The organism is Embleya sp. NPDC001921, from assembly GCF_053594475.1.
Genome location: NZ_JBSFEO010000013.1, coordinates 184,187 through 208,044, shown reverse-complemented (window position 1 = coordinate 208,044; position 23,858 = coordinate 184,187). Strand labels below are relative to the sequence as shown.

The window sequence follows — 23,858 nt, the reverse complement described above, 5'->3', positions numbered from 1 at the left end:
GGTCCGGCGAACGCGTCGGGAGGCACGGATTCCTCCTGTTGCTGCACGCGGAATGGACCAAGTTTCGGACGGTCCGGGGCTGGGTGACCGGCCTGGTGGCGGCGGCACTGATGATGGTGTTGTTCGCACTGCTCGTCGGGGTCGGCGGCAACCACAAGGGCACACCGCCCGTTCCGATCGGACCCGGCGGTGAGCCGGTCACCGACAGCTTCTACTTCGTGCACCGGCCGCTCGCCGGAGACGGCAGCATCACGGTCTCCGTCTCCGCGCTCGAGAGCGGCATCCCCAAGGGCCCCGGGGGTCTGCGGCCCGGCGTCGTACCGTGGGCGAAGGCCGGGCTCATCGTCAAGGAGAGCACCCGCCAGGGGTCGCCCTACGCGGCGATCATGGCCACCGGCAGCCACGGCGTGCGGATGCAGGACGGCTACGTCAACGACACGGCCGGCCCTCCCGGTCCGGTCTCCGCCGAATCCCCCCGGCGGCTGCGGCTGGACCGCTCGGGCGACACGATCACCGGCTATGCCTCCACCGACGGCACGAACTGGACCAAGGTGGGCACCGCGCGGGTGAGCGGGCTCGGATCGACCGCGCAGGTCGGGCTGTTCGTCGCCTCTCCGCCTGCCGTGCGCGGCGGGGGCACCTCCGGCAGCGTGTCCACGGCCACCTTCGGGGATCTTCGTACCCAGGGGGGCTGGGCCGATGGCAACTGGACAGGCGGTCAGGTGGGAGCCGAGTCCCCCGGTTTCGCCGGCTACCCGGAGAACGCCTCGGGTTCGTTCACGGGATCCGACGCCCGGTTCACGGTGACCGGTGCCGGCGACATCGCGCCCGCTGTCCGCGACAGCCTGCCGACCGGCGGCCACCTCCGGGACATTCTCGGCGGCACGTTCGCCGCACTGATCGCGGTGATCGTCGTGGGGACACTGTTCGTCACCGAGGAGTACCGGAACAAGATGATCCACCTCACCCTGGCCGCGAGTCCGAGGCGGAGCCGGGTGCTCGTGGCCAAGGCGATCGTGTTGTGGTCCGTCACCTTCGTCGCCGGGTCGGTGGGGGCGATCCTCGCGATTCCGCTCGGCGAGCGGCTCGCCCGGGGCAACGGCGTCTACATCTTCCCGGTGTCGTCCTCGACCGAACTGCGGGTGGCGCTCGGGACCGCGGCGCTGCTCGCGACCGCCTCGGTCCTGGCCCTCTGCGTCGGCGCCGTCTTCCGGCACGGTACGGGCGCGGTCGCCACGGCCATCGTGGCCATCGTGCTGCCCTACATCCTGATCGCCATCCCCTTCGTGCCGGCAAGCGTGTCGAAGGGGGCGGCCACGGTGACACCGGGCGCGGCCTTCGCCGTCCAGCAGACGCTTGTGCCCTACGACCAGGTCGCAAGCAACTACACGCCCTACTACGGCTACTACCCGCCGGCGCCATGGGCCGGGTTCGCGGTTCTGGCCGGCTACGCGGTGGCAAGCCTGGCCGTGGCCGCCGTCCTCCTCGAAAGGAGGGACGCATGAGATCGGCATTGCACGCGGAATGGACAAAGATGCGCACCGTCGCCGGCCCTTTATGGCTGCTGCTCGCCACCGTCGCGGCGACGGTGGCCATGAGCACTGTGGCGACCTCGGTGGTGAACTGCACGGCCGCCGGCTGCGGCGGCGACCCGACCGAACTCACCCTCGCGGGCGTCTACATCGGCCAGGTGCCGGTCGCCGTCCTGGCAGTGCAAGCCATCGGCGGGGAGTACGGCTCGGGGATGATCGGCACCACCCTGGCGGCGGTGCCGCGGCGAGCCACCGCCTTCGCCGCCAAGGCCGTGACCCTCACCGGTTTCGTGGCCGCCGGCGGAACAGTCGCCGTCCTCGGGTCGGTGCTCGCCGGGCGGCTCGTCCTGCCCGACCTCGGCGACCGTGCCCTGTCCCTGTCCAACGGGCCGACGCTGCGCGCGGTCTTCGGGACGGTCCTCTACCTGATCCTGATCGGCCTTTTGAGCCTCGGTGTCGCCACCGCCGTTCGGGACTCCGCCGCCGGCATCGGGGTCGTCCTCGGCCTGCTGTACATCGTCCCGATCATCTCCCGAACCATCGGCGACCCGAACTGGCAGCGCCTTCTCGACAAGATCGCGCCGATGAGCGCCGGGCTCGCCATCCAGGCCACCACCGATCCCGGCAGCCTGCCCATGAGCCCCTGGGCCGGCCTCGGCGTGACCGCCGGGTGGGCCGCCGCGGCGCTGCTGGCCGGCGGCCTGCTGCTCCGCGAACGCGACGCCTAGGGCGTGTCTTTGCCGTCCGGCGAATGAAGGTCTTGGCCGTGACGGTCCACGGGGACGAGAGTCACCCTGGCGACACGGGTGCGGAATTCTCGCGATCCGCTGTGGGCTCGGCGTTCGAGCGGAAGTAGGGCGCCGGCTCGTCGCACCGCGTGGATGACGGAGGCGTCCTGATCGTGTCGATCGCGTCCAACGAGGCGATCCTCTCGGTCCGGTGCCGCGCAAGGTCGAGGGAACTGCGGCAGTCGACGGCCGCGAGCAGGGGCCGCGGGCGGCGCGTCCTCGCGTGCGGCCGCCCCTTCGAGGGCTGGGGTCCGGCCGCGTAGCCTTCTCGTCCGGGAGCCGGGGGAGGCACGATGGGCACGCGAGGACGGGGCGCGGTCGAGACCGCGACGGTGGCGGCGTTTCGCCTCATGGATCGGGCGTACACGCCGGAGTTGCCGGCCCGGTTGCGTTCCGAGTGTCTGGCGGTGCTCGAACACGGCCATCGGCTGCCCGAGGCGCTGATCGACGCGGCGCTCGGATCCGGTGACTTGGACCTCCAGCGCGCGCTCGTCGCCAACCAGGCCACCGGACTCGCGACCTTGATGGCGCTCGCGCGGCTCGGGCGGCCCGAACTCGGCCTCGCGCTGTACCGACGTCACTTCGTGGAAGACACCGACGTCGACGGCGTCCGGTCGGCCGTGCTCGCGGCCGCCGACCCCGGTGATCCCCGCTGGTACGAACCCGGCGCCCTCGCACCGTGGTTGGCCAACAACGGCGCCCCGATGTTCTTGGCGCCCGCGTTGTACGCGCCGTTCGGCGACGCGCTCGCGCGGGCGCTGCTCCGACTCGGCCCCGACCTGCCGGCGGACCTGTTCCTCGACCGGTGCCGCGCACTACGCGAACTCGTGGGTCCCGAAGGGTTCGCGGCCTTCGCACGGACCGCCGCCGAACTCGACGACCTCGCGCATCCCGGCCTGCTCGCGCGCATCGACGACGAGCCGACCGGGGCGCCGCACGCCGGCGGCCCGTGGCTCGTGCGGATCAGGCACAACCACGCCGGTGGCAGGCCGGGACCGATCGACTGGGACGTCGTCCGCGCGGAACACGCGCGGCGGCCGTTCGGCGGATGGTCGCTCGCCCTGATCACGGCCCGGCCGGACTGCCCCGAGGACCTCGTCCGGTTGGCGCATCGCGTCGCCCCCGACCTGCTCGTGGCGCACCACCTCCCGCCCGACCTGCTCTTGGGCCCCGACGTCGACCGCGCGGCGGCATGGTGGTTCACGGCCGTGCGATTCGGGCTGCGCCAGGGGTGGCTATCCGCCGAACGGGTACTGGCCGTCGTCGCGCCGGCGAAGAACCTGGCACGCGCGCTGACGTACGAGGCGCCCTCCGGCGTCCGGGCGGCCGTCGCCGACGTGATCGCCCCGCTCGGCGCCGACCGTGCCGCGTGGACCGCCGTGTACGCGAGCCTCGCGCACCATCGCGGGACGCTCGCCGAACTCGTGGCCGACGTGCTCCGCGCGCGCGAAACGGGCACGCTGGAGCCATACGACCTGGAACATCCCGTGGTCGCCCCCTCGGGTCCGGCGCGGTCCGTCTTCCGTGCTCTGCTCGACTGCGCCACGCCCGATGTGTGCGATGTACTCGTGCCGATGCTGGACACCCGTGCGGTGCGCGAACTGCTCGCGTCCGAAGAGACGCGAGCCCACATCCGGGCGCGGGTGATCGCCGTACACGGCCGGACCACGGTGCTCGCGCGGAGCACCATCGAGGAGCAGACACCGGACTCGATACGCGAGTTGCTCGACCTGGACGATCTTGACGTGAACGCGGCGCTGTTTCGGCACGCGCCCCTCGTGCACGCGCAGCGGGTGCGGATCCTCGCCGGTACGGACCGCGCCGGACTGCCCGGCGCGGTGCCGCTGTCCGACGACGTGCTGCGCGCGCTCGGCGACGTGGACGTGCGGCGGGCCCGCGATCGGCTCGTGGCCGGGCTGGCCTCCGGCGACCCGAGGGTCGTGCGCGTCATCCTCGGCCGGACCCGGCTGCGCACGGCGGCCGCATATCGGATGCTCGTCGCGTTGTGGGAACGGAGCGGGCCCGAGGAGGTGCGCGCGATCCTCGACGAGACCTCCTTTCCCGGCCGGGCCGCCACCCGCCACCCGCTGTCCGACAGCGTGCGCGCGCACACCCGGCGTGCCCTGCCGGCACCGGACGGTCTGGAGCGGATCCGCGGCCTCGCCGTCCGGGCCGCCGGGTCGGCTCGGTCGATCGCCTGGATCCGGCGCGGTGGCACGGCGATCCACGAACTCGTCGCGGAAGGTGTGCCGCTGCCCTGGCCCGAACTCCTCGCGGCGGCCGCGGAGGTGCCCTTCGATCGCGACGTGTTGCGCGCGCTCGTCGAGCAGCCGGACTGCCCGCACGAACTCCTGCTCGCCGGCCTGTGGACGACACCCGGCGACTGGGGCCGACCGGCCCCGTGGCTGCACGACCGCCTGACCGCCGGAACGCTCACCACGCACGACCTGCTGACCCGCTGCCCGCCCGCCGCGCTCGCGGTGCTGCTGCTCGCGGGCTCCGTCCTGGACAAGAGCCTCGAGCCGCGGGAGTGGCGGCGGGCCGACGAAACGACCTCGAGGCACGTGCGCGAGCGGCTCGGGAACTCGCTGGACGCGTGGACGATCGCGATCCGGCTGCTGCCCGACTACCCCGGCACACTGCTCGAACTGCTCGACACGGCCGCAGCCGTCGCGCGCTGAGAGTTCCGCACTCCGATCGCGTTCGGGCCGCGGGCGGCTCATCGTAAGGACGTCTAGTGGCTCGAACCGGTCGGTGACAAGCGGTGCCGCACTCAGAAGCCCGGCGGACGGCGGAACCCGCCGATCACCTTCGAAAGGCACCGCACGAACTGCACCGCGGTGCGGTCGTGCAGGTAGGGAGCGCCGCGGAAGTCGATGTCGGCGAGAGCGTAGCGCGGGATCCAGCTTCCGCCGGGGACCGCGAATCGCAGGATCTCCTCGACCGCCGCGCGTGCGGGCGCCCGGTGTTCGGCGAGCGCGCGGTAGTGGTCCGGGTGGGCGAGGAGTGCCAGGATGCCGTGGGAGATCCGCGCGGCCACCGTCTCGTATCCGCCGAAGAAGAGGTGGCGGGCTCCTTCGAGGGCTTGTGCCCGGGTCAGTGGGCCGTCGTCGTCGTGGGCGGTGGCCAGGTCGGTCAGCGCGTCGTCGGCGGGCCGCTCGCGTTTGTGTTCGAGCAGGTCGGCGAGTCGTTGGGTGATGGCGTCGTGGGCGGCATTCGCGCGTGGGCGGTCGTTGCCGGCGCGCATGTCGTCCGACCAGGCGCGCATGCGTTCGTGGTCCCGGTGCGGGATGCCGAGCACCTCGAAGTTCAGGCGGGCGGCGAAGGGTTGGGCGAGCATGGCGTGCAGGTCACCGGGCGGCCCTGCGGCGATGACGGCGTCCAGGAGTTCCGCGCACAGTTCGCCGGCTCGACGGCGCGGGGCGTCCATGCGGGGTGCGCCGAATCGGGGGACGACCGCGCGGCGCCAACGGCGGTGGTCCTCGCGTTCGGTGGCGTGGTTGGCCTGGGGCGCGAACACGGCCGCGTTCCACTGCCGCGGCGCGCCGTCCGGGTCGGGGTGGGACCGGCCGATACGCGCGTCCGTACACAGGCTCTTGAGGTCGTCGCGGCGGGTGACGACCCAGCCGGCGTCGCCGGTGCCCGTGCGCAGCCGCACCGGCCCCGGACGCGACCGCAGCCCCGCCGGCGGCGCCGGTTCCTCCAACGGGGAGGAGGGGACGAACGGCATCACGCCGGTGTCGTCGACGGCCACGGGGACCTGGATGTGCTCTGGGCTCACGGAACGCCTTTCGGAGAGTTGAAACCGCGAGGGGGTATGGGGAGGAAAGGCCCGCGCCCATCGCGCCCCATGCCCGGCCCCGGACGCGTTCCACCGGATCCCGCGCCACACACCCGCCGACATCGCGGTGCGTCCGGAAGCCTCCCGCAACCACCGTTTCCGCCAAGGCGGAAGAGATCACGGTCACCGTGCCGGGCTCGTACCGGTTTGCATATGTCGGCAATACGCCGTGCTGCCTAGGGTGCAGGTATGCGCCTGCCGTTCGTTGAGGACGACGACCCTTACCTGACTCGGCGAACCATGGCCGTTCGTCACGGCGCCCGGCGTCGGTCACCGACTCGACATCGACACCATCCACCCCGGCGGCACTCGTGATCAGACGCCCAAGACTCAGCGCCCGACTGAAACTCACCCTCAGCTACGCCGGATTCCTTCTCGTCGCCGGTGTGCTCCTGCTGACCGTGATGTGGGTCTTCGTGCTGCGCTGGATACGAGACGACGACCCCCAATCCATCCAGGAGAAATTCAACGGTGTGGTCATATCCGGGGGGCCCAGCCGCTCCGAACTCCTGCGCGGCTTCGCCCCCGCCGCGAGCACGGCACTTGCCTTCCTCCTCCTGTTCGGCCTCGTCGGCGGATGGATTCTCGCCGGCCGGATGCTCGCGCCACTCACACGGATCACCCGGGCGGCACGGATGGCCGCGAACGGATCACTCTCGCACCGGATCCGCATGAATGACCCTCGAGACGAATTCCGCGAACTCGCCGACGCGTTCGACAACATGCTCGAACAGCTCGAATCCCATGTCGCCGAACAGCAACGGTTCGCCGCGAACGCCTCCCACGAACTGCGCACCCCGCTGGCGATCTCCCAGGCACTCCTCGACGCCGCTCGCAACGACCCCTCACCGGACCAGGGCAAGGTCATCGAACGCCTCCGCACCGTCAACGCGCGGGCGATCGACCTCACCGAAGCCCTCCTGCTGCTCAGCCACGCCGACCACGGGAACTTCACCCGCGAGCCCGTCGACCTCTCCCTCATCGCCGAGGAAGCCGCCGAAACGCTGCTTCCCCTCGCCGAAAAGCGCGGGATCACGCTCGACGTCATCGGCGAGACCGCACAGACCGTCGGCTCCGCGGCGCTTCTCCTGCGGATGGTGACGAACCTCGCCCAGAACGCCATCGTCCACAACCTGCCGACAGGCGGCACCGTAACGCTCTACACCGAATCGCGGCACGGCGCGAGCGTGCTGCGGGTCGAGAACACGGGCCATCCACTCCCGTCGGAACTGGTGTCCACCCTCACCGAACCCTTTCAACGCGGAACCGAACGCGTACGCACCGGGGAGCATGCCGGTGTCGGCCTCGGGCTGGCCATCGTGCACAGCATCGTCCGAGCACACGACGGAACCCTCGACCTCACGGCCCGTCCCACCGGCGGTCTCCTCGTGACGATTCGACTTCTCGACCCGCCGCAGGCATCGCCCCCGGGCGGGGCCCCGTCCGCATAGCGAAATCGGCTCTGGCACATCCGACGGCATGTTCGGCGGTGTCTGCGACGGCGTGCCGGCACGGACCCCGATCCCGCACCGGGAGTGGCGACACATGGCGACTGCCCCTGACAGCCCCGCGGGAGTATCAACCCGACGCGTATTGTCGGCATATCGAAAACCACATACGCGTCGGCAACACCACGCCGCCTTGACTGGACGCATGCTCCGCAGCGAACCAACACGAACAGCAGCCCGGTCTCCGGTGGCCTCGTCCTCCACGTCCTCCACGTCCTCCTCGTCCTCCACGTCAGCCCTCGACGGTCCACGCGCGCCGGGCAATTCGAGGACGCCGACGGTGAGGATGACGGACCAGTGAGCCGAACCACGCACCACCGAGAGGTCGGGGTCGCGGGCGTGAGGCCGACCGTCGGGCCGATCAGCGCCGCCGAGCACTTGGCGTTCGTGCGTGCGCAGCGGTCGGTCAGCTTTCTGCAGACCCCGGCATGGGGCGGCGTCAAGACCGAGTGGCGCAGCGAGTCCGTCGGCTGGTTCCACGGTCGGCGGTTGATCGGCGCCGGGCTGGTCCTGCACCGCCCGGTGCCGCGACTCGAACGCTTCACGCTGGCCTACCTGCCCCAGGGCCCGGCCATCGACTGGGCCGGTGACATCGACGCGTGGCTGGATCCGCTGGCGGCCCATCTCAAGGCACGCGGCGCGTTCGCGATCCGACTCGGCCCGCCGGTGCGCACGAACACCTGGAGCGCCGCCCAGGTCAAGGAGGGCATCGCGGACCCGGGCGTCAAGCGGCTCACCGAGATGAGCAGCCCGCGGGTCGACCCGGTCGGTGCCCGCCTGACCGGCCGGCTCAGGGACAGCGGCTGGCTGCCGCAGAGCCCGGAGGACGGCTTCGGGGTCGGGCAGCCGCAGTGCACCTATGAGATTCCACTGACCGGCCGGACCGAGGACGACCTGCTCGGGGGTATGAACCAGCTCTGGCGCCGCAACATCAAGAAGGCGGCCAAGGAGGGTGTCGAGGTCGTGGTCGGTGAGAATCTGAAGGCGTTCCACGACCTCTACGTCCACACCGCCGAGCGCGACCGCTTCATGCCCCGGCCGTTGCGCTACTTCGAGACCATGTTCGCGGCGATGAGCGCCGAGGGCCCCGAGCGGATCAAGCTCTATCTGGCCCGTCACCAGGGCGATTTGGTCGCGGCCACCATCCTGGTCCGGGTCGGTGCCCACGCGTGGTACTCCTACGGCGCCTCCTCCACCGCGAAGCGCGAGGTGCGCGGCTCCAACGCCTGCCAGTGGGCGATGATCCGCGACTCGCTGGCGGCCGGCTGCGACGTCTACGACCTGCGCGGCATCACCCCCACCCTGGACGCGGACGACCCGCACGTCGGGCTGATCCAGTTCAAGGTCGGCACCGGTGGTCGGGCCGTGAGGTACGTCGGCGAGTGGGACCTGCCGCTGCGGCCGGTGGTCTATCGGGCCTTCGACCTCTACATGAGGCGGCGCGGTCGATGAGCCCGTCCGGCGACCGCGCGGCGCAGTGGTGGTCCACGCCTCCCGCCCCGAGGACGTGACGCTCCGGCCCGGCCGGCCCGCGCGGGGGCCGCGCCGGGCCGCCTCACGCCGCACGCCTCACCCCGATGCGGCGCCACGCCCGGCCGGATGTGTGGCGCCACGCACGACCGGATGTGCCGCGATGCGCCCCTCCCTCGCCGGGCGATGCCGGCAGCGAGGACAACCTCGTCCGGGTTGCCGACCCCGTCGTCGACGTCCGCTCCGCCATCGGGCGGGCCTTCGGTGCCGCGCGGCCTTCCGGCACAGCCGGCCTCGAACGGCGTGGCGACCCGGACCCTCGGGCTCGGCCCGTCCAACTACGTGAGCGCGGCAGCGACTTCGTCGAGGCGCGCGCCACGGGACGCCTTGACGAGCACCACGTCACCGGCAGCGCGGGTCGAGTCGGGATTGGCGTTGTAGGAGTCGTCGAGCAGCGTCGCGCCGCCGACGAGGTCGCGCAGTTGCAAGCGCCACTTCGACAACGAGGCGGTGGCCGGTGCCGCCGCGGTCACATCGAGCGGTACGCCGGCCGCCGCCGCCCCCGCCGCTGCGGCGGGGGCGGCGTTGAACCCCTGGTGGGCACCCACGAGCGGCAGCGCGACACGAGCCGAGGCATGGGCGGCGCGCAGGGTGAAGGACGGTCGACCGAGTCGATCCGACACCGGGTCGAGCACTCGCACGTGGGCATGCTCCGCCCGGCCGAAGGCCGGCACCGGACCGTCGGTGAGCGGGCGCATCGCGACCACTCGGGGATCGTCGGCGTTGCGGACGGCGGTTCCGCCGGGCACGAGCCCTCGCAGCAACTCGCCCTTGGCGAAGGCGACGAAGAGGCCGCCGGGCTCGGCCTGTCGGCCGTCGAGCACGGCCGGCGCGGTCACCGTCACGACGCCGTCGCCCTCGACCGTCCCGCCGACGACCGCGGCGATCTCGCCGAGGCTGAGCGGGATCATGCGCGGGTGGCGCGGGCGCCGGCGAACGGGAGCGGCCGACGAGGTGGGCGTTGACAAAGGTGGGGTCGCTGGAGGTCACGCCTCCCAGCCAACGCGGCGTGCCGTGGCCGGTACGTATGCGATTTTCGATAGGCCGATGAAATGCTACCGACCGGTGACACCGAGACCGCGGGTTGTTGATCGCCGACGACGAACCCTCGACCCACACACTTCCCTACGCTCACCGACCCACGCACACACCGGGCAATCCCACCCACCCTCGACTACCAGTCGGTAACATACGGCCCGTATATCGAAAACCGCATACACACCGGCAACACCGCGCCGCCTTGACTGAGAGGCATGACTCACAGCCAACCGGCCCGCGCGGCGACCCGCCGCACCCGATCGCCGGCGCCCCCCTTCCCCTCGGCCGCCCCGGCCGCCCCGGCAACAGGAATCACCATCTACGGATGCGGGCGGGACGAGGCCTTCCTGTTCCGAGAGATGGCACCCCGTCTCGGCGTCATACCGACCATCACCGAGGCAGCGGTATCCGAGGCCAATGTCGAACTGGCATCCGGAAACCGATGCATCAGCGTCGGCCACAAGACGCGAATCACCAACCCCACCCTTCTCGCGCTCCGCCGGGCCGGCGTGGCCTACATCTCCACGAGAAGCATCGGATACAACCATATCGATGTGGAGTACGCGGGGAGCATCGGCATTTCCGTCGAGAACATCGCCTATTCGCCCGACAGCGTGGCCGACTACACACTCATGCTGATCCTGATGGCCGTGCGGAACGCAAAATCCCTTGTCCGCCGTGTGGACGTCCATGACTACACATTGAACGACGTGCGCGGGAAAGAACTACGCGATCTGACCGTCGGGGTCGTCGGAACAGGCCGCATCGGCGCGGCGGTCATGGACAGGCTGCGCGGTTTCGGCTGCCGGATCCTGGCCCATGACCATCACCCCGAGACCGCTGCCGATTACGTCACACTCGTCGAATTGCTTCGGCGGAGCGACATCGTGACGCTCCATACACCGCTCACCGCGGAAACACACCATCTCCTCGACCGTCGACGTATCGCACAGATGAGGCGCGGCGCGTTCGTCATCAATACCGGGCGCGGCGCACTTCTCGATACCGAGGCCCTCGCCGCAGCCTTGGAAAGCGGCAGATTGGGTGGTGCGGCATTGGACGTCCTCGAAGGAGAGGAGGGAATATTCTACGCCGACTGCCGAAGCAAATCCATCGAAAACAAGCCGCTGCTGCGACTGCAGAAACTGCCGAACGCACTCATCAGTCCGCACACCGCCTATTACACGGACCATGCCCTGAGCGACACCGTGGAAAACTCCATCACCAACTGCCTGAAATTCGAAAGCAGGAGTCAGCATGGATAAATTGAAGGTCGGAGTCGTCTTCGGAGGCAGCTCCGAAGAGCATTCCATCTCCATCAAATCGGCACAGATGATAGCGAAAAACATCGACACCGAAAAGTATGAACCGCTCTATATCGGGATCACGAGGAGCGGCACCTGGAACCTCTGCGACGGCCCCGACGCGGATTGGGACAACGACGGTTGCCGTCCGGCCGTGCTGTCGCCGGACCGAGGCGTCCGCGGATTGCTCGTGCTGGAGCGGGGACGATACGAGGAGATCGGCTTGGACGTCGTGTTGCCCGTCCTGCACGGCAGGCTCGGCGAGGACGGCGCGATACAAGGTTTGCTGGAGCTCTCCGGCATCCCCTACGTAGGCTGCGACGTCCAAAGCTCCGCTCTGTGCATGGACAAATCCCTCGCCTACCTCGTCGCCGCAAGCGCGGGAATCGCCACGCCCGACTTCCGGACCGTCACCGCGGACGAAAGCGTCGATGCCGACGGCCTCACCTACCCCGTCTTCGTGAAGCCGGCCCGTTCGGGGTCGTCTTTCGGCGTCGGCAAGGTATCCCGGAAGGAGGAGCTGCCGAGCGCGCTGGAAGCCGCACGACGGTACGACTCGAAGGTGTTGATCGAAGAGGCTGTCGTCGGCAGCGAGGTCGGCTGTGCCGTTTTGGGAAACGATCCGGATTTGATCACGGGCGAAGTGGATCGCATCGCCCTGTCGCACGGGTTCTTCAAGATCCACCAGGAGAAGGATCCCGAAAGCGGTTCCGACAACTCGACACCCATCGTTCCCGCCGACATCCCTGCGGAGTCGCGCACGCTCGTCCAAGAGACGGCAAAGGCCATATACCGCGCCCTCGGATGCAGAGGGTTGGCACGGGTGGACATGTTCGTCGAGGAAGGCGGCCGAATAGTCCTCAACGAGGTCAACACCCTACCCGGCATGACCTCGTACAGCCGCTATCCGAGAATGATGGCGGCCGCAGGCTTTCCGCTCGCCGACGTGATCGACCGGATGTTGTCGCTGGCCATCGACGGGAAAGACCTGTGAAAGACGACTTCGTCTTTGTGGACGAGTTCCTTCCCGGACTGCGCTGGGATGCCAAGTACGCGACCTGGGACAACTTCACCGGAAAACCGGTGGACGGCTACCTGGCAAACCGCATCGTCGGCACGAGGGCCTTGTGCGCGGCCCTGAAGAAGGCGCGAGAAGAAGCCGCGTCCCTCGGCTTCGGCCTGCTTCTTTGGGACGGCTATCGCCCGCAGCGCGCCGTGGATTGCTTTCTGCGCTGGTCGGAGCAGCCGGAGAATGGCCGGACGAAGCCGCGCCACTATCCGAACATCGAAAGAGCCGAAATGTTCGAAAAGGGATACGTGGCCGCCAAGTCGGGCCACAGTCGGGGCAGCACCGTCGACTTGACGCTCTACGACTCGGCGACCGGCGAACTGACTCCCATGGGAGGTGGTCATGACTTGATGGATGAAATCTCACATCACGGGGCAAAAGGAATCACGAATGCCGAAGCAAGAAACCGTCGATACCTCCACTCCGTCATGGAGTCCTGCGGCTTCAGCTCATATGATTGCGAGTGGTGGCATTACACACTGAAAGACGAACCTTACCCGCACACCTACTTCGACTTTCCCATCACATAGACCGGAGGCCGACGGCAGGTACCCGCCAAGACCACCGGGATCACCGCCTACACCGCCCGGCCCGCCCGGTTTCGTCCCGCCCAGCGACAGCGGCGACGGTGACCGCGGACATCCTCCGGATCCCGGCAAGCATGTGCGTCTCGATACGCCGACGATACGCGCCGGCTCATAGCATGCGGGGCATGCGTGTGCTGATCGTCGAGGACGAACCCTACTTGGCGGAAGCCATCCGCGATGGCCTTCGCCTGGAAGCGATCGCGGCGGACATCGCGGGTGACGGCGACACCGCCCTGGAACTGCTGAGCATCAACGCCTACCACATCGCCGTCCTCGACCGAGACATTCCGGGACCGTCCGGTGACGAGATCGCCGAACGCATCGTCGCCTCCGGCAGCGGCATGCCGATCCTCATGCTCACCGCCGCCGACCGTCTCGACGACAAGGCCACCGGGTTCGGCCTCGGCGCCGACGACTACCTCACGAAGCCGTTCGAACTCCGGGAACTCGTGCTCAGGCTCAGGGCACTCGACCGCAGGCGGGCGCACAACAGGCCACCGGTGCGAGAGATCGCAGGTCTGCGGCTGGATCCGTTCCGCCGGGAGGTCTACCGGGACGGCCGCTACGTCGCCCTGACCAGGAAGCAGTTCGCGGTGCTCGAAGTCCTCGTCGCCGCCGAAGGCGGCGTCGTCAGCGCCGAAGAACTCTTGGGACAGGCCTGGGACGAGAACGCGGACCCGTTCACCAACGCCGTGCGCATCACGGTCTCGGCACTGCGCAAACGGCTCGGCGAGCCCTGGGTGATAAGCACGGTACCCGGCGTCGGGTACCGCATCGACACTCAACCGGCCACCACCTCCTGGCACGACCCGACACCCTAGGATCGAACAACCGATTCCGGGATGAAACACCGAGAGGAGACGACCTTTCAGCGGCCGGTCGGCAGGACGATCCGATTCCCGCTGACCGCGGTCGCGGTGGGCCCCGGTCTCGGCGTCACGCCGATCCCGACGGTGCTGGACGAGGTCACCACGACGGCGAGCGAACTACGCCGAGGATGACCGGAAGGGAACGCCATACGCCGAGGCCGCGACTGCGGGGGCCCGTCGAGTCGCCCGAGCGGGCGCCGGTTCGGCTCGCCGACCCTTCCGGATCCGGCGCCGTGGTGGAGCGGGATCAGGTGGGCGGGGTCCTGGGCCGACGGTCCACCGGAAGCGCCACGCCGTAACGGCACGGCCCCGCTTCGCCCCGGTCGACGCCCCGGGGCGGAGCGGGGCATCCGCGTGATCAGGCGAGCGGCGCCGTCAGCGGCGCCTGGTTCTTCCGGGTGACGATGCAGGTGAGGCGGCGGTCCTTGCCCTCGGTCCACGTGGTGACGCTCGGCCCGAGCTTTTGGACCACGAAGTCCGCCGCGTTCGACTGCTTGTCGAGCTTGGGTCGGACGAGTTCCTCGCACTTGTCGTTGAGGTATTTGTTGAACGCCATGCCGGACGGTACGAGCGTGTCGGGCATCGCGGTGTCGACTCCGGCGACCTCGCCCTCATGCGGGCCGGTGCACGAAACCTTGGCGAATTTCGGCTGCGCGATCTTGTCGACGCACTGGCCCACTTCGAGCTTGGGCCAGGCGCTGTTGGCATCGGCCTTGAGGGGCTTGGCGCCGTCCGGCTGGTCGACCGGCGCGCCGGTGCCGCCCTTCGTACCCGCACCCGCGGACGAGGCCGGGTTCTTCCCGCTCGCGTCGTCCTTGGTGTTGTCGTCGTCGGACCCGCAACCCGCCAGAACCACGGCGAGCGCGACCGCACAGATTGCCGAAGCGATCGAACGAGCGTTCTGGGCAGGCGAGTTGAGGACGTGCAGCATGGCAATCGGACCCTTCGTCGAGGACATCCGGACGAGTGTGCCCGACCGCGCCGACGCCCGGCGGCAAAACAATCAACCTCACCGATCCGCACCCGAAACGGGCCTGTTCGGATCGTTTCCCTCATCGGCCATCGGGCCATGAGGCCGATGGCGAAAAGGGATCCCTCCTTCCGGTCGTTCGACTGCGGTGTCCGTGAGGGGCGACCGCGCAGTGGGTAGGAGTCACGAGGGTGTCGGGGGACGGCCTCCGGAGCTCGTGTTCGACCTGCCCACCACGACGTGAGGACGGTTGCGGTAAATGAACGCTGGTACGGCCGCCAAGGGTGCGGTCCTCGCCCCACTCCCTCCGAAACCGGGCAACTTCCCGTCGAAGAGCCTGGTGGAGGCGACAGGGGGAGGAAAGTTGGCACTGAGCACCTGTCTGCTGCGCGGTGACGGACGCCCACCCGAGGCCGTCAAGGCGCGCGGCGGCTTCGAATCGCGCGGGAGCAACCCGAGCCTGCGCAAGCACGTCCAAGGCGCGTTGTCGGGTACCGACGCATGCGTCGATTCGGGCTACATCTCCATGACCCGGGACTACATGAAGGCCAGAAAATTCGCGCGGTGTCAGTTCGGGACAATGCCCGGAGGCGACGTCGACCGCGTCACCTACATCTACATCGTCAAGACGACCGGTGTGCTCTACGACGTCACGACGTTCATGAGGGAGTGCCCCTTCGAAGGCGACGACGAACAGGAAGTGGCGGCCTTCGGGCGTGTTCCGTGGGTGCAGGTCATGGGCTGGTTCTCCCTCACCTGGCCGGCCGACAGCGAGTTCACCGCGGCTGTCTACAGCGAGATCGTGCCCAACCCGGACCGCAACCCGTCCTCGGAGCCCATGTCGTTCTCCACGGATTTCTCGAAGGATCGGTGCGGACCCGGGACTTGCGCGGCCTTGTAGCGTCGTGCCGTGCGAGCGGCCCGGTCCGGGACCGGGAGGAGGACGCGCCTGCCCCGGAGGATGGGCCCGGGGAAGTCCCGGGCCGCGGAGGGGGCTTCCTTCGGTATCGGCGTGCTCAGTTCGTGGCGAACAGTTGGGTGAGGTCCGACAGCGTGACGGATTCGTCCTCGTCCCAGGTGGCCTGGAGGGTCCACGCGTCCCGCGTCTTGGTGAGCATTCCGTCCAGGCGCATGAGCGGTTCGCCCCCCTCGCGCAGGATCGAGAGTTCCATCCGGGCGTTCAGGTGCCCGGAGGCCCAGAAAACGTGCAGAGTGTCGATGCGGACCGGGGTGCCGTCCAGGGCGTGGGCCATGCTTCCGGCGAACTCGTAGCTGGTGTCCTCGGGTTTGCCCTGGTACGTGGTGATCACCAGGAGCAGGCGGTCGAAAAGGGCCTCGTCCAGGATCCGCGGCGGATCGGGATAGCCGAGCGTCGTGTGCACATAGTCGATGAGGCCCTTGACGCTCACCGAGGTGAGTTGGCCGCCTTTCCAGGTGACATCGCCCTGGGAGGCGATGTCGAAGGAGAACGTCTTGCCGTCGATGGTGACGGAGTCGTCGGATCCAGTCGTGTCGACCATGGGTGCTCCTGGGCGTCGAGTCGGCTGCGAGCCTGTTCCGCGCGTGGCACGTGGCGCGTGGCCTCCGAGCCGGGTCGGTGAAGCGGACGCGAACCTTCCCGGTTGCCGCCATCGCCTACCACTCCCGAACCCTTCCTCGCGCTTGGGGAATGGCGGGACGACATGCTCGTGTCCGACAACCACCACCCCTGGCGCGTACCCTGCACACCCTGGCCACACCCGCTCCCAGCGGACCCAAGACCTGGGCGAGAGCGGTGACCGACGCCGAGCACATCGAGGCGCGGGGCAACGTCAAGCCCGGCGACGAAGCGACGCCGCCGGCCAGGAGGAGCGGTTCCCCGTCCGGTTCATGACCGACCGTGACCCCGCCCTGCTCCGCGACGTCGTCAACCTGCGCGTGATCAACCCGGAACGGCGCGACTGGCGCCGGGGCTACCACGCCGCCAAGCGGCGGCACGCCACCACGGGAACCAGCGGGTGCCGCTGGAGAGCATCGACTACGAACGGTGAAACCGGCACGGATGCCGGGCGCCGAGCGCGTTCCCGGTCGCCGCGGGCGGACGGTGGGGGTGGCGGCGGGCCCTGCCGCTACCCCCACGGCCCTTCGGGCGCGCGTGCGCACCCGGTGTGGTTCAGGCTCCCCCGGGCCTCATCGGTGGCGACGTCGCCGGGTGTCGGCGAGCGAACCGGCGTGTCGCCGCGTGCGCCGTGCCCGGTGTGGTCGGCTCGGGGGCGAACGTGTCGTTTCCTAGTACGACAGGTCCGTCTGGTCCGAGAACACCTTGCCGCGGATGTGCAGGTTCCCCTCGGAGTCCAGGACGGCGATGATCTTCTTCGCGGAGCCGTGGTGGGTGGTGAAGTAGATCTTGTCCGCCTCCTGGGAGGAGGAGTAGTTCGTGTTCACCGACAGTTCGATGCTCACCGGCGAGCTGATGAGCACGTCCTTCTTGTCCGTGCCCGGGTAGACCTGGTTCTCCCGCAGTTTGATCCGGGCGTGGGTGTCGCCCTCGTTCCAGTCCGATGCCTGTCCGAGATCGATATCCGTCATGAGGCTTCCTCTCATGTCCCCGGCGGACGTGTCCCCCTCTCGCGGGCCGCGATCGTTTCCATGCGAAGCCCGACGGGACGCGCCCGCCCTCCAGTGAAGAGCCTTGCCCGGCCCGGGCAACACCGTGGGGTGCCCGGGCCGAGCACGAACGTACACAGACGGGTCCCCCGGGTGGTACCGGACTGCGCATATTTGGCTCGATTGCTGAATTTCGGCAGTTTTTCGGTCACCTGGACGTGAATTGACACGTGTCGCACACATATCGCACACATGCCGCACACACATGTCACACACCAAGGCGAGGCCACTCGCGACCCGCCCCACGACGACGGCGCCGTCGCGCACACGGCGGCGGGGTCGGCAAGCCGTGGTGACCGCGGCCCGTCTCCCCGGCCCTGCCGTCGGGGCTGCACGTCGGGGCTGTCACGTCTGTCACGTCGGGGCCGCGGGTCACTCCCAGACGGTGGCTTCGAAGGTGACCGCGCTGCGGGTGGGCACCGCGGTGATCTTCAGGTAGGCGACGCGACCTTCATCGGTCTGGAGGCAGTAGCGGGCGCCCTGCGCCAGGTCTCCGCTGGTGTGGGTGCCGCGCTTGGCGATGAACCCGCTGCACTCGTCGCGTGTCGGGTCGGCACCGTCGGGCGGGGCCGCGGCGACGACGTTGCCCGAACGGGGCGGGCCGAGCGTCAACGACGGGAGGTTGAACCCCACGAACGCGTCGGCGCCTTTGCCCGTCGAGAGCTGGGGAACGGGCGACGAGCTGTCCAGGTCGATGTATTCGGCATCCGGGCTCAGCCTGATGCGCACCGGCCCGGCCAGTACCTTCGCGGGCCCGCTCGCGGCCCGCGAGGCCGCGGGGCCGGTTGCGGGCACCCGGTTCTCGCCGGCGGACGCGACGGGCGCCGGGGCGGGGGTGTTCGTCGACTGCGGCTTGTCGTCGGAATCCGACGTCGTGGCCAGTTGGATCGCAACCACGATCCCCGTCACGGGGATCACGATCCCCACGACCCACCAGGCCCATTTCGGCTGATCGCTCACAACACTCCCCCGCACGCACGTCGTTCCAGGCTCGGCGACACTACCAACGCCTGTGCGCGCCGAACCCACCCGAACGCGAATCCGCACCCATGACCGCCGACTTCGCCGCCCTTCGGCAGCGCGACCACAGCCCCAAGCAGTGAGTCAGCGCTACTCGCCACCGTGGCGGTGGCTATCCGAGAGCAAGATCGGTTCGGACATCTGCCCGCCAGGCCGATGTACGTCGTAGCCGCGAGCGTGCCGGTTGATGGTCACGCCGGCTTGCCGCCCTGCGGCGATCCTGCTCGCCATCGACGACAACACCGTTCACCAGCCGGTCGCCTACGCCCGCCAGACCGTCACCCAAACCGAGTCCGGCAGACCCTCCGTCGACACCACCATCCTGCTCGCCTCATTCAAGGTCGGCGAGGCCGAGCGGGTCATGTCCGAGGGAGCGGTGTCCATGGACGCCTGCCGTACGTTTCCCGGAACCAAACGCGGTCTGCCGGTCAACTTCACGCTCCAGGCGAGCAGCTCCGCCTCGGGCTTGGGTGACCAGTCCGCCTACATCCACGTGCTCAGCGTCGGTGCCCACGAAAACCTGGCCACCACGTACTTGGTCGTGCGGGTCGGCAATACGATCGCCCGGTTCATGTCCTCGAGCCCCGCTCAGGACGGGTTCCCTCCGTATCCCGACTCCCTGGCAAAGGCCCAGGTGCTAAAACTCATGGACGTCCGCTGACGTTCGACGTTCGCCGTTCGGGCCGTTGTCCTGTCGCACCGAACCGCGATCGAACCAGGAGCAAGCTCACAGAGCCCCGCGCACCGGCCGACCTGGGTCGACCCCCCTGTCGAACCCCTGTCGGGCCCCTCCGGCAGCTCGGGAACGACAAGGGTTTTCCCCGATTCGCGCCGAGTCCCCGATGGCTACCGTTTGGTAGCGGTACCCCTCGACTTCTCGTGCCGAACACCTCCCCCGTACCGAAGCGCTCCCGGCGTCAGGAATCGGAAGTCAAGCGCGGTTTCCCGTTCAATGCGCGGTCGGCTCCCCGCACCCTGATCCGTGATTCGCTCGTCGGACACCACCCAATGCGACCGGACGCCGCTTCCCTTCGGCCTTCGGCCGTCCCCTCCGCGCACCTACACCCCCCGCGGGTGCGCCTGCTCGCGCGCCGAGTCGGGCACTGCGGCGCAGTGCATCGATTTCGATCCATCGCATCGCGACGGATGCCGTCGGCCACCACCGACGGTCTTCGGTCGACACGCACAGGAACACATCCCTCCGGCGCCGGCGAAATCCGGCGCCCTCGTCGCGCTGCGTCGGCTCCACCGAACCACTCCTCCATCTCCCGGAGTTCGCTCCCCTCCAGGTGGCTCCGACCAGCGTTCCCCCGGTCGCAACGAGGGGTTCCATACGGTTCCACATCCCGGCTTTCACACCCCCGGTTCCGGATCCACGCGTCCCCCACGCGGGTTGAAAGGAAGAAAATGGTGAGCAGGCATTCTCTGATCAACAGGCTCCTGGTGGTCTCCGCCGCTGTGGCGGCGATCGCCGCCGGCGGCGCGGGGCAGACGATCGCGTCGTCCACCCCGCCGCCCTCGAACCCGGGCGACGTCACACCGCACATCGTCGGTGGCACCACGGCCGCACAGGGCGAATTCCCCTGGATGGTACGGCTGTCCATGGGCTGTGGCGGCACCATGTACACTGACCAGATCGTGTTGACCGCGGCGCACTGCGTCGACGGATCCGGCCCCGACTCGAGTATCACGGCCACCTACGGTGTGGTGGACCTGAACAACCCGGCGGCCGTCAAGCGCACGTCCGTCGAGGTGCTCAGGTCCCCCACCTACGACACCCCCACGGGCGGCGACTGGGCACTGATCAAGCTGGCCGGCCCGATACCCGGCGCGGCGACGATACCGATCGCCACGAACAAGACCTACGACAACGGCACCTTCACCATCGCCGGCTGGGGTGCGGCCACCGAGGGCGGCGGACAGCAGCGCTATCTGCTCAAGGCCGACGTCCCGTTCGTGACGGACGCGACCTGCAAGGCGTCGCCCGGGTATTCGGGGTTGATCCCGGCGGCCGAGATCTGCGCCGCGTATCCGCAGGGCGGCACGGACACGTGCCAGGGCGACTCGGGCGGGCCGATGTTCCGCAAGGACGGCACCAACGCCTGGATCCAGGTCGGAATCACGAGTTGGGGTGTCGGCTGCGCCCGACCGGGCCGACCGGGCGTGTACACCGAGGTGAGCACCTTTGCCACCGCCATCGCGCAGGGCGCGGCCGAATTGGGCGGGGTCGATCCCCCGGACGGTAAAACGTTCGAGAACACCAACGACGTCGCGATCCCGGACAACGGCGGCGCCGTGTTCAGCGACATCGCCGTGACCGGCGTCGCGGGCAACGCGCCGGCGACCCTCAAGGTCGGCGTCGACATCAAGCACACCTGGCGCGGCGACCTGACCGTCGACCTGGTGGCCCCCGACGGCACGGCCTACCGGCTCAAGAACTCCAGCGGCAGCGACTCCGCCGACAACATCATCACGACCTACACCGTCAACGCCTCCAGCGAAGTCGCCAACGGCACCTGGCGCCTGAAACTCCAGGACGTCGCCGCCGCCGACACCGGCAAGATCGACTCCTGGAAGGTCACCTTCTAGCCCGACGGGATCGCCTCCCGACGATCCTTCCCGATCTCCCACGACCACGTTCCGGGGATAGCCCGCCTTCCTCGGCCCCGATGCCCTCCACGCACGGCGTGGGCAGGGGCTGTACCGATCCAGGCTCGGCTCGGCCCGACGCGGATTCCCGCGCCGGGCCGGGCCGAGCCGCGCGTCGTCCCCTCGACTCGGGCCGGGCGTGAAGTACCTGTGCGCTTGGGCGTTGACACCCGCACACGCCTACCGTCGATCCCGGCTCGACGGCCACTCGGCCGTGGCCGCGTTCCTCGGGCACGTCGCCCACACACTCGGGCTCGCGCGCCTTGCGCCCACTCGGGCTCGCGCGCCTTGCGCCCACACATCGGGCCCGCACACCTTGCGCCCACAGTGCGGTATCACGAACGACCGGCAGCGCGACCGGCGGTGGCGAGCAGCTCGTCGACCGAGCCCGCGAAGTCCGGCAGCAGCCGCATCGCGATCGTCCACGCGTCGGGGTCCTCGCCGAGGTGCGCGTCAACGAGCGCACGCAACGGCCCGGCCAGCGGCCGCAGTTTCCCGCGGCTTCGCTGCTCGTCGCCGAACGCCCACAGGAGGAACGAGGCCACCGCGGTGTGCGTCAGCAGGTCGTCCGGCGTGAGCGTGCCTGAACGCAGGCACGCGGCGAGCGCCGGGAGCACGAGCGTCCACCCCGAGCCCTCGCGACGGCCCCACACCCGGGCCGCGGCCGGCAGGAGCGCCAGGGCGGTCGACCGGGGCAGCGCCGCCAGCAGCCGGGCGTAACGCTGTGGTTCGGCTTCGAACAGCGCGACGGCGACCGGCTCCGGCAGCGCGGGGTGGCGGCTGACGGTGTCGAGGACGTTCACCTCCGCGCGTCCCGAGGTCACGTCGTCGAGGACCACGTCCCATGGGATCGAGGCTCCGACCGGGGTGTAGTGCGCGACGGGGACCGGTTCCGCCGCCGTCCCGGTCGTCCGGGCGAGGAGTTCCGCGCGCTCGTACGCGGTGAGGGTGTTGCCGGTGAGCAGCGCGGCGTCCACCTCGCCCAGGCCGAGCGCGATCAGTTCGGCGCGCTTGCCGGGGTCGTGCTCGACGCCCGCCACGAAGTCGCGCAGCACCTCGGGGCGGCGCGAGGCCAACTCCCGTGCGATCGGCGGGACGAGCGCCGGTGCGACCAAGGCCCGGCGGCTGACCGCGGCCGGCTCCGGGAGGACGTCGTCGTCGAACGCCGCGAGGATCGCGGACAGCGCGTCGGCGTCCGCACAGGACAGCAGCAGCCGCAGCGGCGAAGGACCGGCCGACGGCGGGCGGGTCGGCCGCAGTTGCCAGGGGAAGTCGGTCCACGACGCAGGCGCCTTGCCCGAAGGCGTCTTCGCCGAGCCGGGCGGGTTCAGCCACGGGACGGTGGCTGCCTCGTCGAGCAACGCCAGGATACTGCCGGGGTATTCGGCGTCCCGGGTGAGCAGTGTCGCGGCCGCGCGCCAGGCGCCGGGGTCCGTGCCGAGCCGGGTCCGCACCGCCTCGCACAGGCCCTGTTCGAGGGCGGCCACCTCCTCCTCGGCGAGGGTCACCCTGATCCAGTCGTCGTTGGGCGGCGACCAGTGCAGCGCGTCGATCAGCCCGAGGAACCGTGCCGCGCCGGGCCCCCGGCGCAGGATGTCGTCCGGCGTGACCGTGCCGGTGTCCAGCGCCACCCGGGCGGGGAACGTGTACGGGTTGTCGGTCGGCCCGTACGCGAGCAGGGCCAGCGCGGTCTCGGTCGGGCATGCGGGTTCGCCGACGAGCGCCACGCACTCGTCGTCCTGCCACGGCTTTTCGAGGTGCCGCACCGCGGTCTCGGCCCAGTCGTCGGCGGTCCACTTCTCCGGGCGCAGCAGCGCGAGCGTCTCGGTGAACCACTCGTGGCCGCGCGGCGACGACGTGTCGGGGCCGACCACCAGTGCGCCGGACCCCTGGGGTGGCAGCGGCCGTCTGCCGAGGATCGTCCGGTATGTCTCGGCGGCCAGTTCCGGGTCGGGGCAGTCCATCGCCATGCCGAGATCCGGCAGCGCGTCCGTGCATATGAGCCGTTGGCGCAGCACCGGCGCGATCGGGAGGGCGGCCAGCGCCCGGCGGCGCAGCGAGCCCGGAATCCTGCGGTGGAAGAACACCGCCGCCCGGACGTCCGGATCGGGGTCGGCGGCGAGCGCGGCCATCGATCGGTGGTCGAGGAATCGGTTGCGGGCGTACGCCGCGCGGTCGGCGGCGGCACCGTCCCGCAGGCACCACGCGACGGCGCTCGGCCGCAGGGCACAGTACTCCAGGAGCTGCGCGCGCTGCTCGGCTCCGACGCGGGCGAGTGCCAGACCGGCCTGGCGTCTGTCTCCCGCGCCGGCCAACGCCGCGAGAGCGACCAGGTCCGGAAGGGGGAACGAGCGCTTCTCCACCGGCGTCACGTGCGCCTCCCGCCGACCGCACCCGGGGCGCCGCCGGCACCGGCCAACGCCCTGAGGGCAGTCGGGCGAGCCGGGCGGCGTTTGTGCTCACCCCGCGCGGCCACGCGCACCTGCGTCCGGCGACGTCCCGCGCGC

General features: G+C 69.8%; 20 protein-coding genes and 1 pseudogene. 14 read left to right on the top strand and 7 right to left on the bottom strand.

Features of this window, described 5'->3' with window-relative positions:
• Positions 1-38 precede the first annotated feature (38 nt).
• The 3 genes from ACWCPW_RS18010 (at position 39) to ACWCPW_RS18000 (ending at position 5,001) form a co-directional block, all read left to right on the top strand.
• Complete coding sequence (locus ACWCPW_RS18010; RefSeq protein WP_449762533.1) at positions 39-1,505, top strand: ABC transporter permease subunit; 1,467 nt, start codon at positions 39-41, stop codon at positions 1,503-1,505.
• Positions 1,502-2,260, top strand: coding sequence for an ABC transporter permease (locus tag ACWCPW_RS18005; protein ID WP_449762532.1), 759 nt, complete (start codon positions 1,502-1,504; stop codon positions 2,258-2,260). Before ACWCPW_RS18010 ends, ACWCPW_RS18005 begins: the two co-directional genes overlap by 4 nt.
• 353 nt (positions 2,261-2,613) lie before the next feature.
• Positions 2,614-5,001, top strand: coding sequence for a hypothetical protein (locus tag ACWCPW_RS18000; RefSeq protein WP_449762531.1), 2,388 nt, complete (start codon positions 2,614-2,616; stop codon positions 4,999-5,001).
• Positions 5,002-5,093: 92 nt separating this feature from the next.
• Here the strand turns inward: ACWCPW_RS18000 and ACWCPW_RS17995 are convergent, their stop codons facing one another.
• The gene (locus tag ACWCPW_RS17995; RefSeq protein WP_449762530.1) at positions 5,094-6,101 is read right to left on the bottom strand and encodes a cytochrome P450; all 1,008 of its coding nucleotides are present in this window, start codon (positions 6,099-6,101) and stop codon (positions 5,094-5,096) included.
• Between the two features lie 371 nt (positions 6,102-6,472).
• On the opposite strand from ACWCPW_RS17995, the gene ACWCPW_RS17990 reads away from it, so the two are divergent.
• Complete coding sequence (locus ACWCPW_RS17990) at positions 6,473-7,612, top strand: sensor histidine kinase (protein ID WP_449762529.1); 1,140 nt, start codon at positions 6,473-6,475, stop codon at positions 7,610-7,612.
• Between the two features lie 354 nt (positions 7,613-7,966).
• Entirely contained in the window at positions 7,967-9,121 is a 1,155-nt protein-coding gene (locus ACWCPW_RS17985; RefSeq protein WP_449762528.1) for a lipid II:glycine glycyltransferase FemX, read from the top strand.
• A gap of 356 nt (positions 9,122-9,477) precedes the next feature.
• Here the strand turns inward: ACWCPW_RS17985 and ACWCPW_RS17980 are convergent, their stop codons facing one another.
• Positions 9,478-10,110, bottom strand: coding sequence for a Mur ligase family protein (locus tag ACWCPW_RS17980; protein ID WP_449762527.1), 633 nt, complete (start codon positions 10,108-10,110; stop codon positions 9,478-9,480).
• Positions 10,111-10,452: 342 nt separating this feature from the next.
• Between ACWCPW_RS17980 and vanH the strand changes: the two genes are divergently transcribed.
• The 5 genes from vanH (at position 10,453) to ACWCPW_RS17955 (ending at position 14,198) form a co-directional block, all read left to right on the top strand.
• Complete coding sequence (gene vanH / locus ACWCPW_RS17975) at positions 10,453-11,502, top strand: D-lactate dehydrogenase VanH (RefSeq protein ID WP_449762526.1); 1,050 nt, start codon at positions 10,453-10,455, stop codon at positions 11,500-11,502.
• Positions 11,495-12,535 carry a D-alanine--(R)-lactate ligase gene (vanA, locus tag ACWCPW_RS17970; protein ID WP_449762525.1) on the top strand — a complete coding sequence of 347 codons (1,041 nt, stop codon included), beginning with the start codon at positions 11,495-11,497 and terminating at the stop codon, positions 12,533-12,535. Before vanH ends, vanA begins: the two co-directional genes overlap by 8 nt.
• A complete protein-coding gene (gene vanX / locus ACWCPW_RS17965; protein ID WP_449762524.1) occupies positions 12,532-13,140 on the top strand; it encodes a D-Ala-D-Ala dipeptidase VanX in 609 nt (202 codons plus the stop codon). Before vanA ends, vanX begins: the two co-directional genes overlap by 4 nt.
• Positions 13,141-13,322: 182 nt before the next feature.
• The gene (locus tag ACWCPW_RS17960; protein WP_449762523.1) at positions 13,323-14,018 is read left to right on the top strand and encodes a response regulator transcription factor; all 696 of its coding nucleotides are present in this window, start codon (positions 13,323-13,325) and stop codon (positions 14,016-14,018) included.
• 21 nt (positions 14,019-14,039) lie between these two features.
• Positions 14,040-14,198, top strand: a complete 159-nt coding sequence (locus ACWCPW_RS17955; RefSeq protein ID WP_449762522.1) for a hypothetical protein — start codon at positions 14,040-14,042, stop codon at positions 14,196-14,198.
• 226 nt (positions 14,199-14,424) lie between these two features.
• Here ACWCPW_RS17955 and ACWCPW_RS17950 read toward each other — a convergent pair whose 3' ends face one another.
• Positions 14,425-15,024 (bottom strand): septum formation family protein, encoded by a 600-nt coding sequence (locus tag ACWCPW_RS17950; protein ID WP_449762521.1) that lies wholly within the window; start codon positions 15,022-15,024, stop codon positions 14,425-14,427.
• A 271-nt stretch (positions 15,025-15,295) separates the two neighbouring features.
• On the opposite strand from ACWCPW_RS17950, the gene ACWCPW_RS17945 reads away from it, so the two are divergent.
• A complete protein-coding gene (locus tag ACWCPW_RS17945; protein WP_449762520.1) occupies positions 15,296-15,937 on the top strand; it encodes an enterotoxin A family protein in 642 nt (213 codons plus the stop codon).
• A gap of 115 nt (positions 15,938-16,052) precedes the next feature.
• Here the strand turns inward: ACWCPW_RS17945 and ACWCPW_RS17940 are convergent, their stop codons facing one another.
• From ACWCPW_RS17940 to ACWCPW_RS17930, 3 genes are all read right to left on the bottom strand, one after another.
• Positions 16,053-16,556, bottom strand: a complete 504-nt coding sequence (locus ACWCPW_RS17940; protein WP_449762519.1) for a hypothetical protein — start codon at positions 16,554-16,556, stop codon at positions 16,053-16,055.
• 748 nt (positions 16,557-17,304) lie between these two features.
• Positions 17,305-17,604, bottom strand: a complete 300-nt coding sequence (locus tag ACWCPW_RS17935; RefSeq protein ID WP_449762518.1) for a DUF6342 family protein — start codon at positions 17,602-17,604, stop codon at positions 17,305-17,307.
• Positions 17,605-18,054: 450 nt separating this feature from the next.
• The gene (locus ACWCPW_RS17930; RefSeq protein WP_449762517.1) at positions 18,055-18,642 is read right to left on the bottom strand and encodes a hypothetical protein; all 588 of its coding nucleotides are present in this window, start codon (positions 18,640-18,642) and stop codon (positions 18,055-18,057) included.
• A 247-nt stretch (positions 18,643-18,889) separates the two neighbouring features.
• Between ACWCPW_RS17930 and ACWCPW_RS17925 the strand changes: the two genes are divergently transcribed.
• From ACWCPW_RS17925 to ACWCPW_RS17915, 3 genes and pseudogenes are all read left to right on the top strand, one after another.
• Positions 18,890-19,363 carry a hypothetical protein gene (locus ACWCPW_RS17925; protein WP_449762516.1) on the top strand — a complete coding sequence of 158 codons (474 nt, stop codon included), beginning with the start codon at positions 18,890-18,892 and terminating at the stop codon, positions 19,361-19,363.
• Between the two features lie 746 nt (positions 19,364-20,109).
• A pseudogene (locus ACWCPW_RS17920) lies at positions 20,110-20,922 on the top strand (S1 family peptidase); the annotation flags it as partial.
• Positions 20,923-20,997: 75 nt separating this feature from the next.
• Positions 20,998-21,291 carry a proprotein convertase P-domain-containing protein gene (locus ACWCPW_RS17915; RefSeq protein WP_449762550.1) on the top strand — a complete coding sequence of 98 codons (294 nt, stop codon included), beginning with the start codon at positions 20,998-21,000 and terminating at the stop codon, positions 21,289-21,291.
• A 395-nt stretch (positions 21,292-21,686) separates the two neighbouring features.
• On the opposite strand, the gene ACWCPW_RS17910 is transcribed toward ACWCPW_RS17915, so the two are convergent.
• Complete coding sequence (locus tag ACWCPW_RS17910; RefSeq protein WP_449762515.1) at positions 21,687-23,723, bottom strand: hypothetical protein; 2,037 nt, start codon at positions 23,721-23,723, stop codon at positions 21,687-21,689.
• Positions 23,724-23,858: the final 135 nt, after the last annotated feature.

Bases quoted from the DNA above. Each gene is read 5' to 3' on its own strand.
- ACWCPW_RS17945 (WP_449762520.1), top strand. From the start codon at position 15,296: ATGAACGCTGGTACGGCCGCCAAGGGTGCGGTCCTCGCCCCACTCCCT.
- ACWCPW_RS17980 (WP_449762527.1), bottom strand. From the start codon at position 10,110: ATGATCCCGCTCAGCCTCGGCGAGATCGCCGCGGTCGTCGGCGGGACG.
- ACWCPW_RS17925 (WP_449762516.1), top strand. From the start codon at position 18,890: ATGGTCACGCCGGCTTGCCGCCCTGCGGCGATCCTGCTCGCCATCGAC.
- ACWCPW_RS18000 (WP_449762531.1), top strand. From the start codon at position 2,614: ATGGGCACGCGAGGACGGGGCGCGGTCGAGACCGCGACGGTGGCGGCG.
- ACWCPW_RS17960 (WP_449762523.1), top strand. From the start codon at position 13,323: ATGCGTGTGCTGATCGTCGAGGACGAACCCTACTTGGCGGAAGCCATC.
- ACWCPW_RS17955 (WP_449762522.1), top strand. From the start codon at position 14,040: ATGAAACACCGAGAGGAGACGACCTTTCAGCGGCCGGTCGGCAGGACG.
- ACWCPW_RS18005 (WP_449762532.1), top strand. From the start codon at position 1,502: ATGAGATCGGCATTGCACGCGGAATGGACAAAGATGCGCACCGTCGCC.
- ACWCPW_RS17940 (WP_449762519.1), bottom strand. From the start codon at position 16,556: ATGGTCGACACGACTGGATCCGACGACTCCGTCACCATCGACGGCAAG.
- vanA (WP_449762525.1), top strand. From the start codon at position 11,495: ATGGATAAATTGAAGGTCGGAGTCGTCTTCGGAGGCAGCTCCGAAGAG.
- ACWCPW_RS17950 (WP_449762521.1), bottom strand. From the start codon at position 15,024: ATGTCCTCGACGAAGGGTCCGATTGCCATGCTGCACGTCCTCAACTCG.
- vanH (WP_449762526.1), top strand. From the start codon at position 10,453: ATGACTCACAGCCAACCGGCCCGCGCGGCGACCCGCCGCACCCGATCG.
- ACWCPW_RS17935 (WP_449762518.1), bottom strand. From the start codon at position 17,604: ATGACGGATATCGATCTCGGACAGGCATCGGACTGGAACGAGGGCGAC.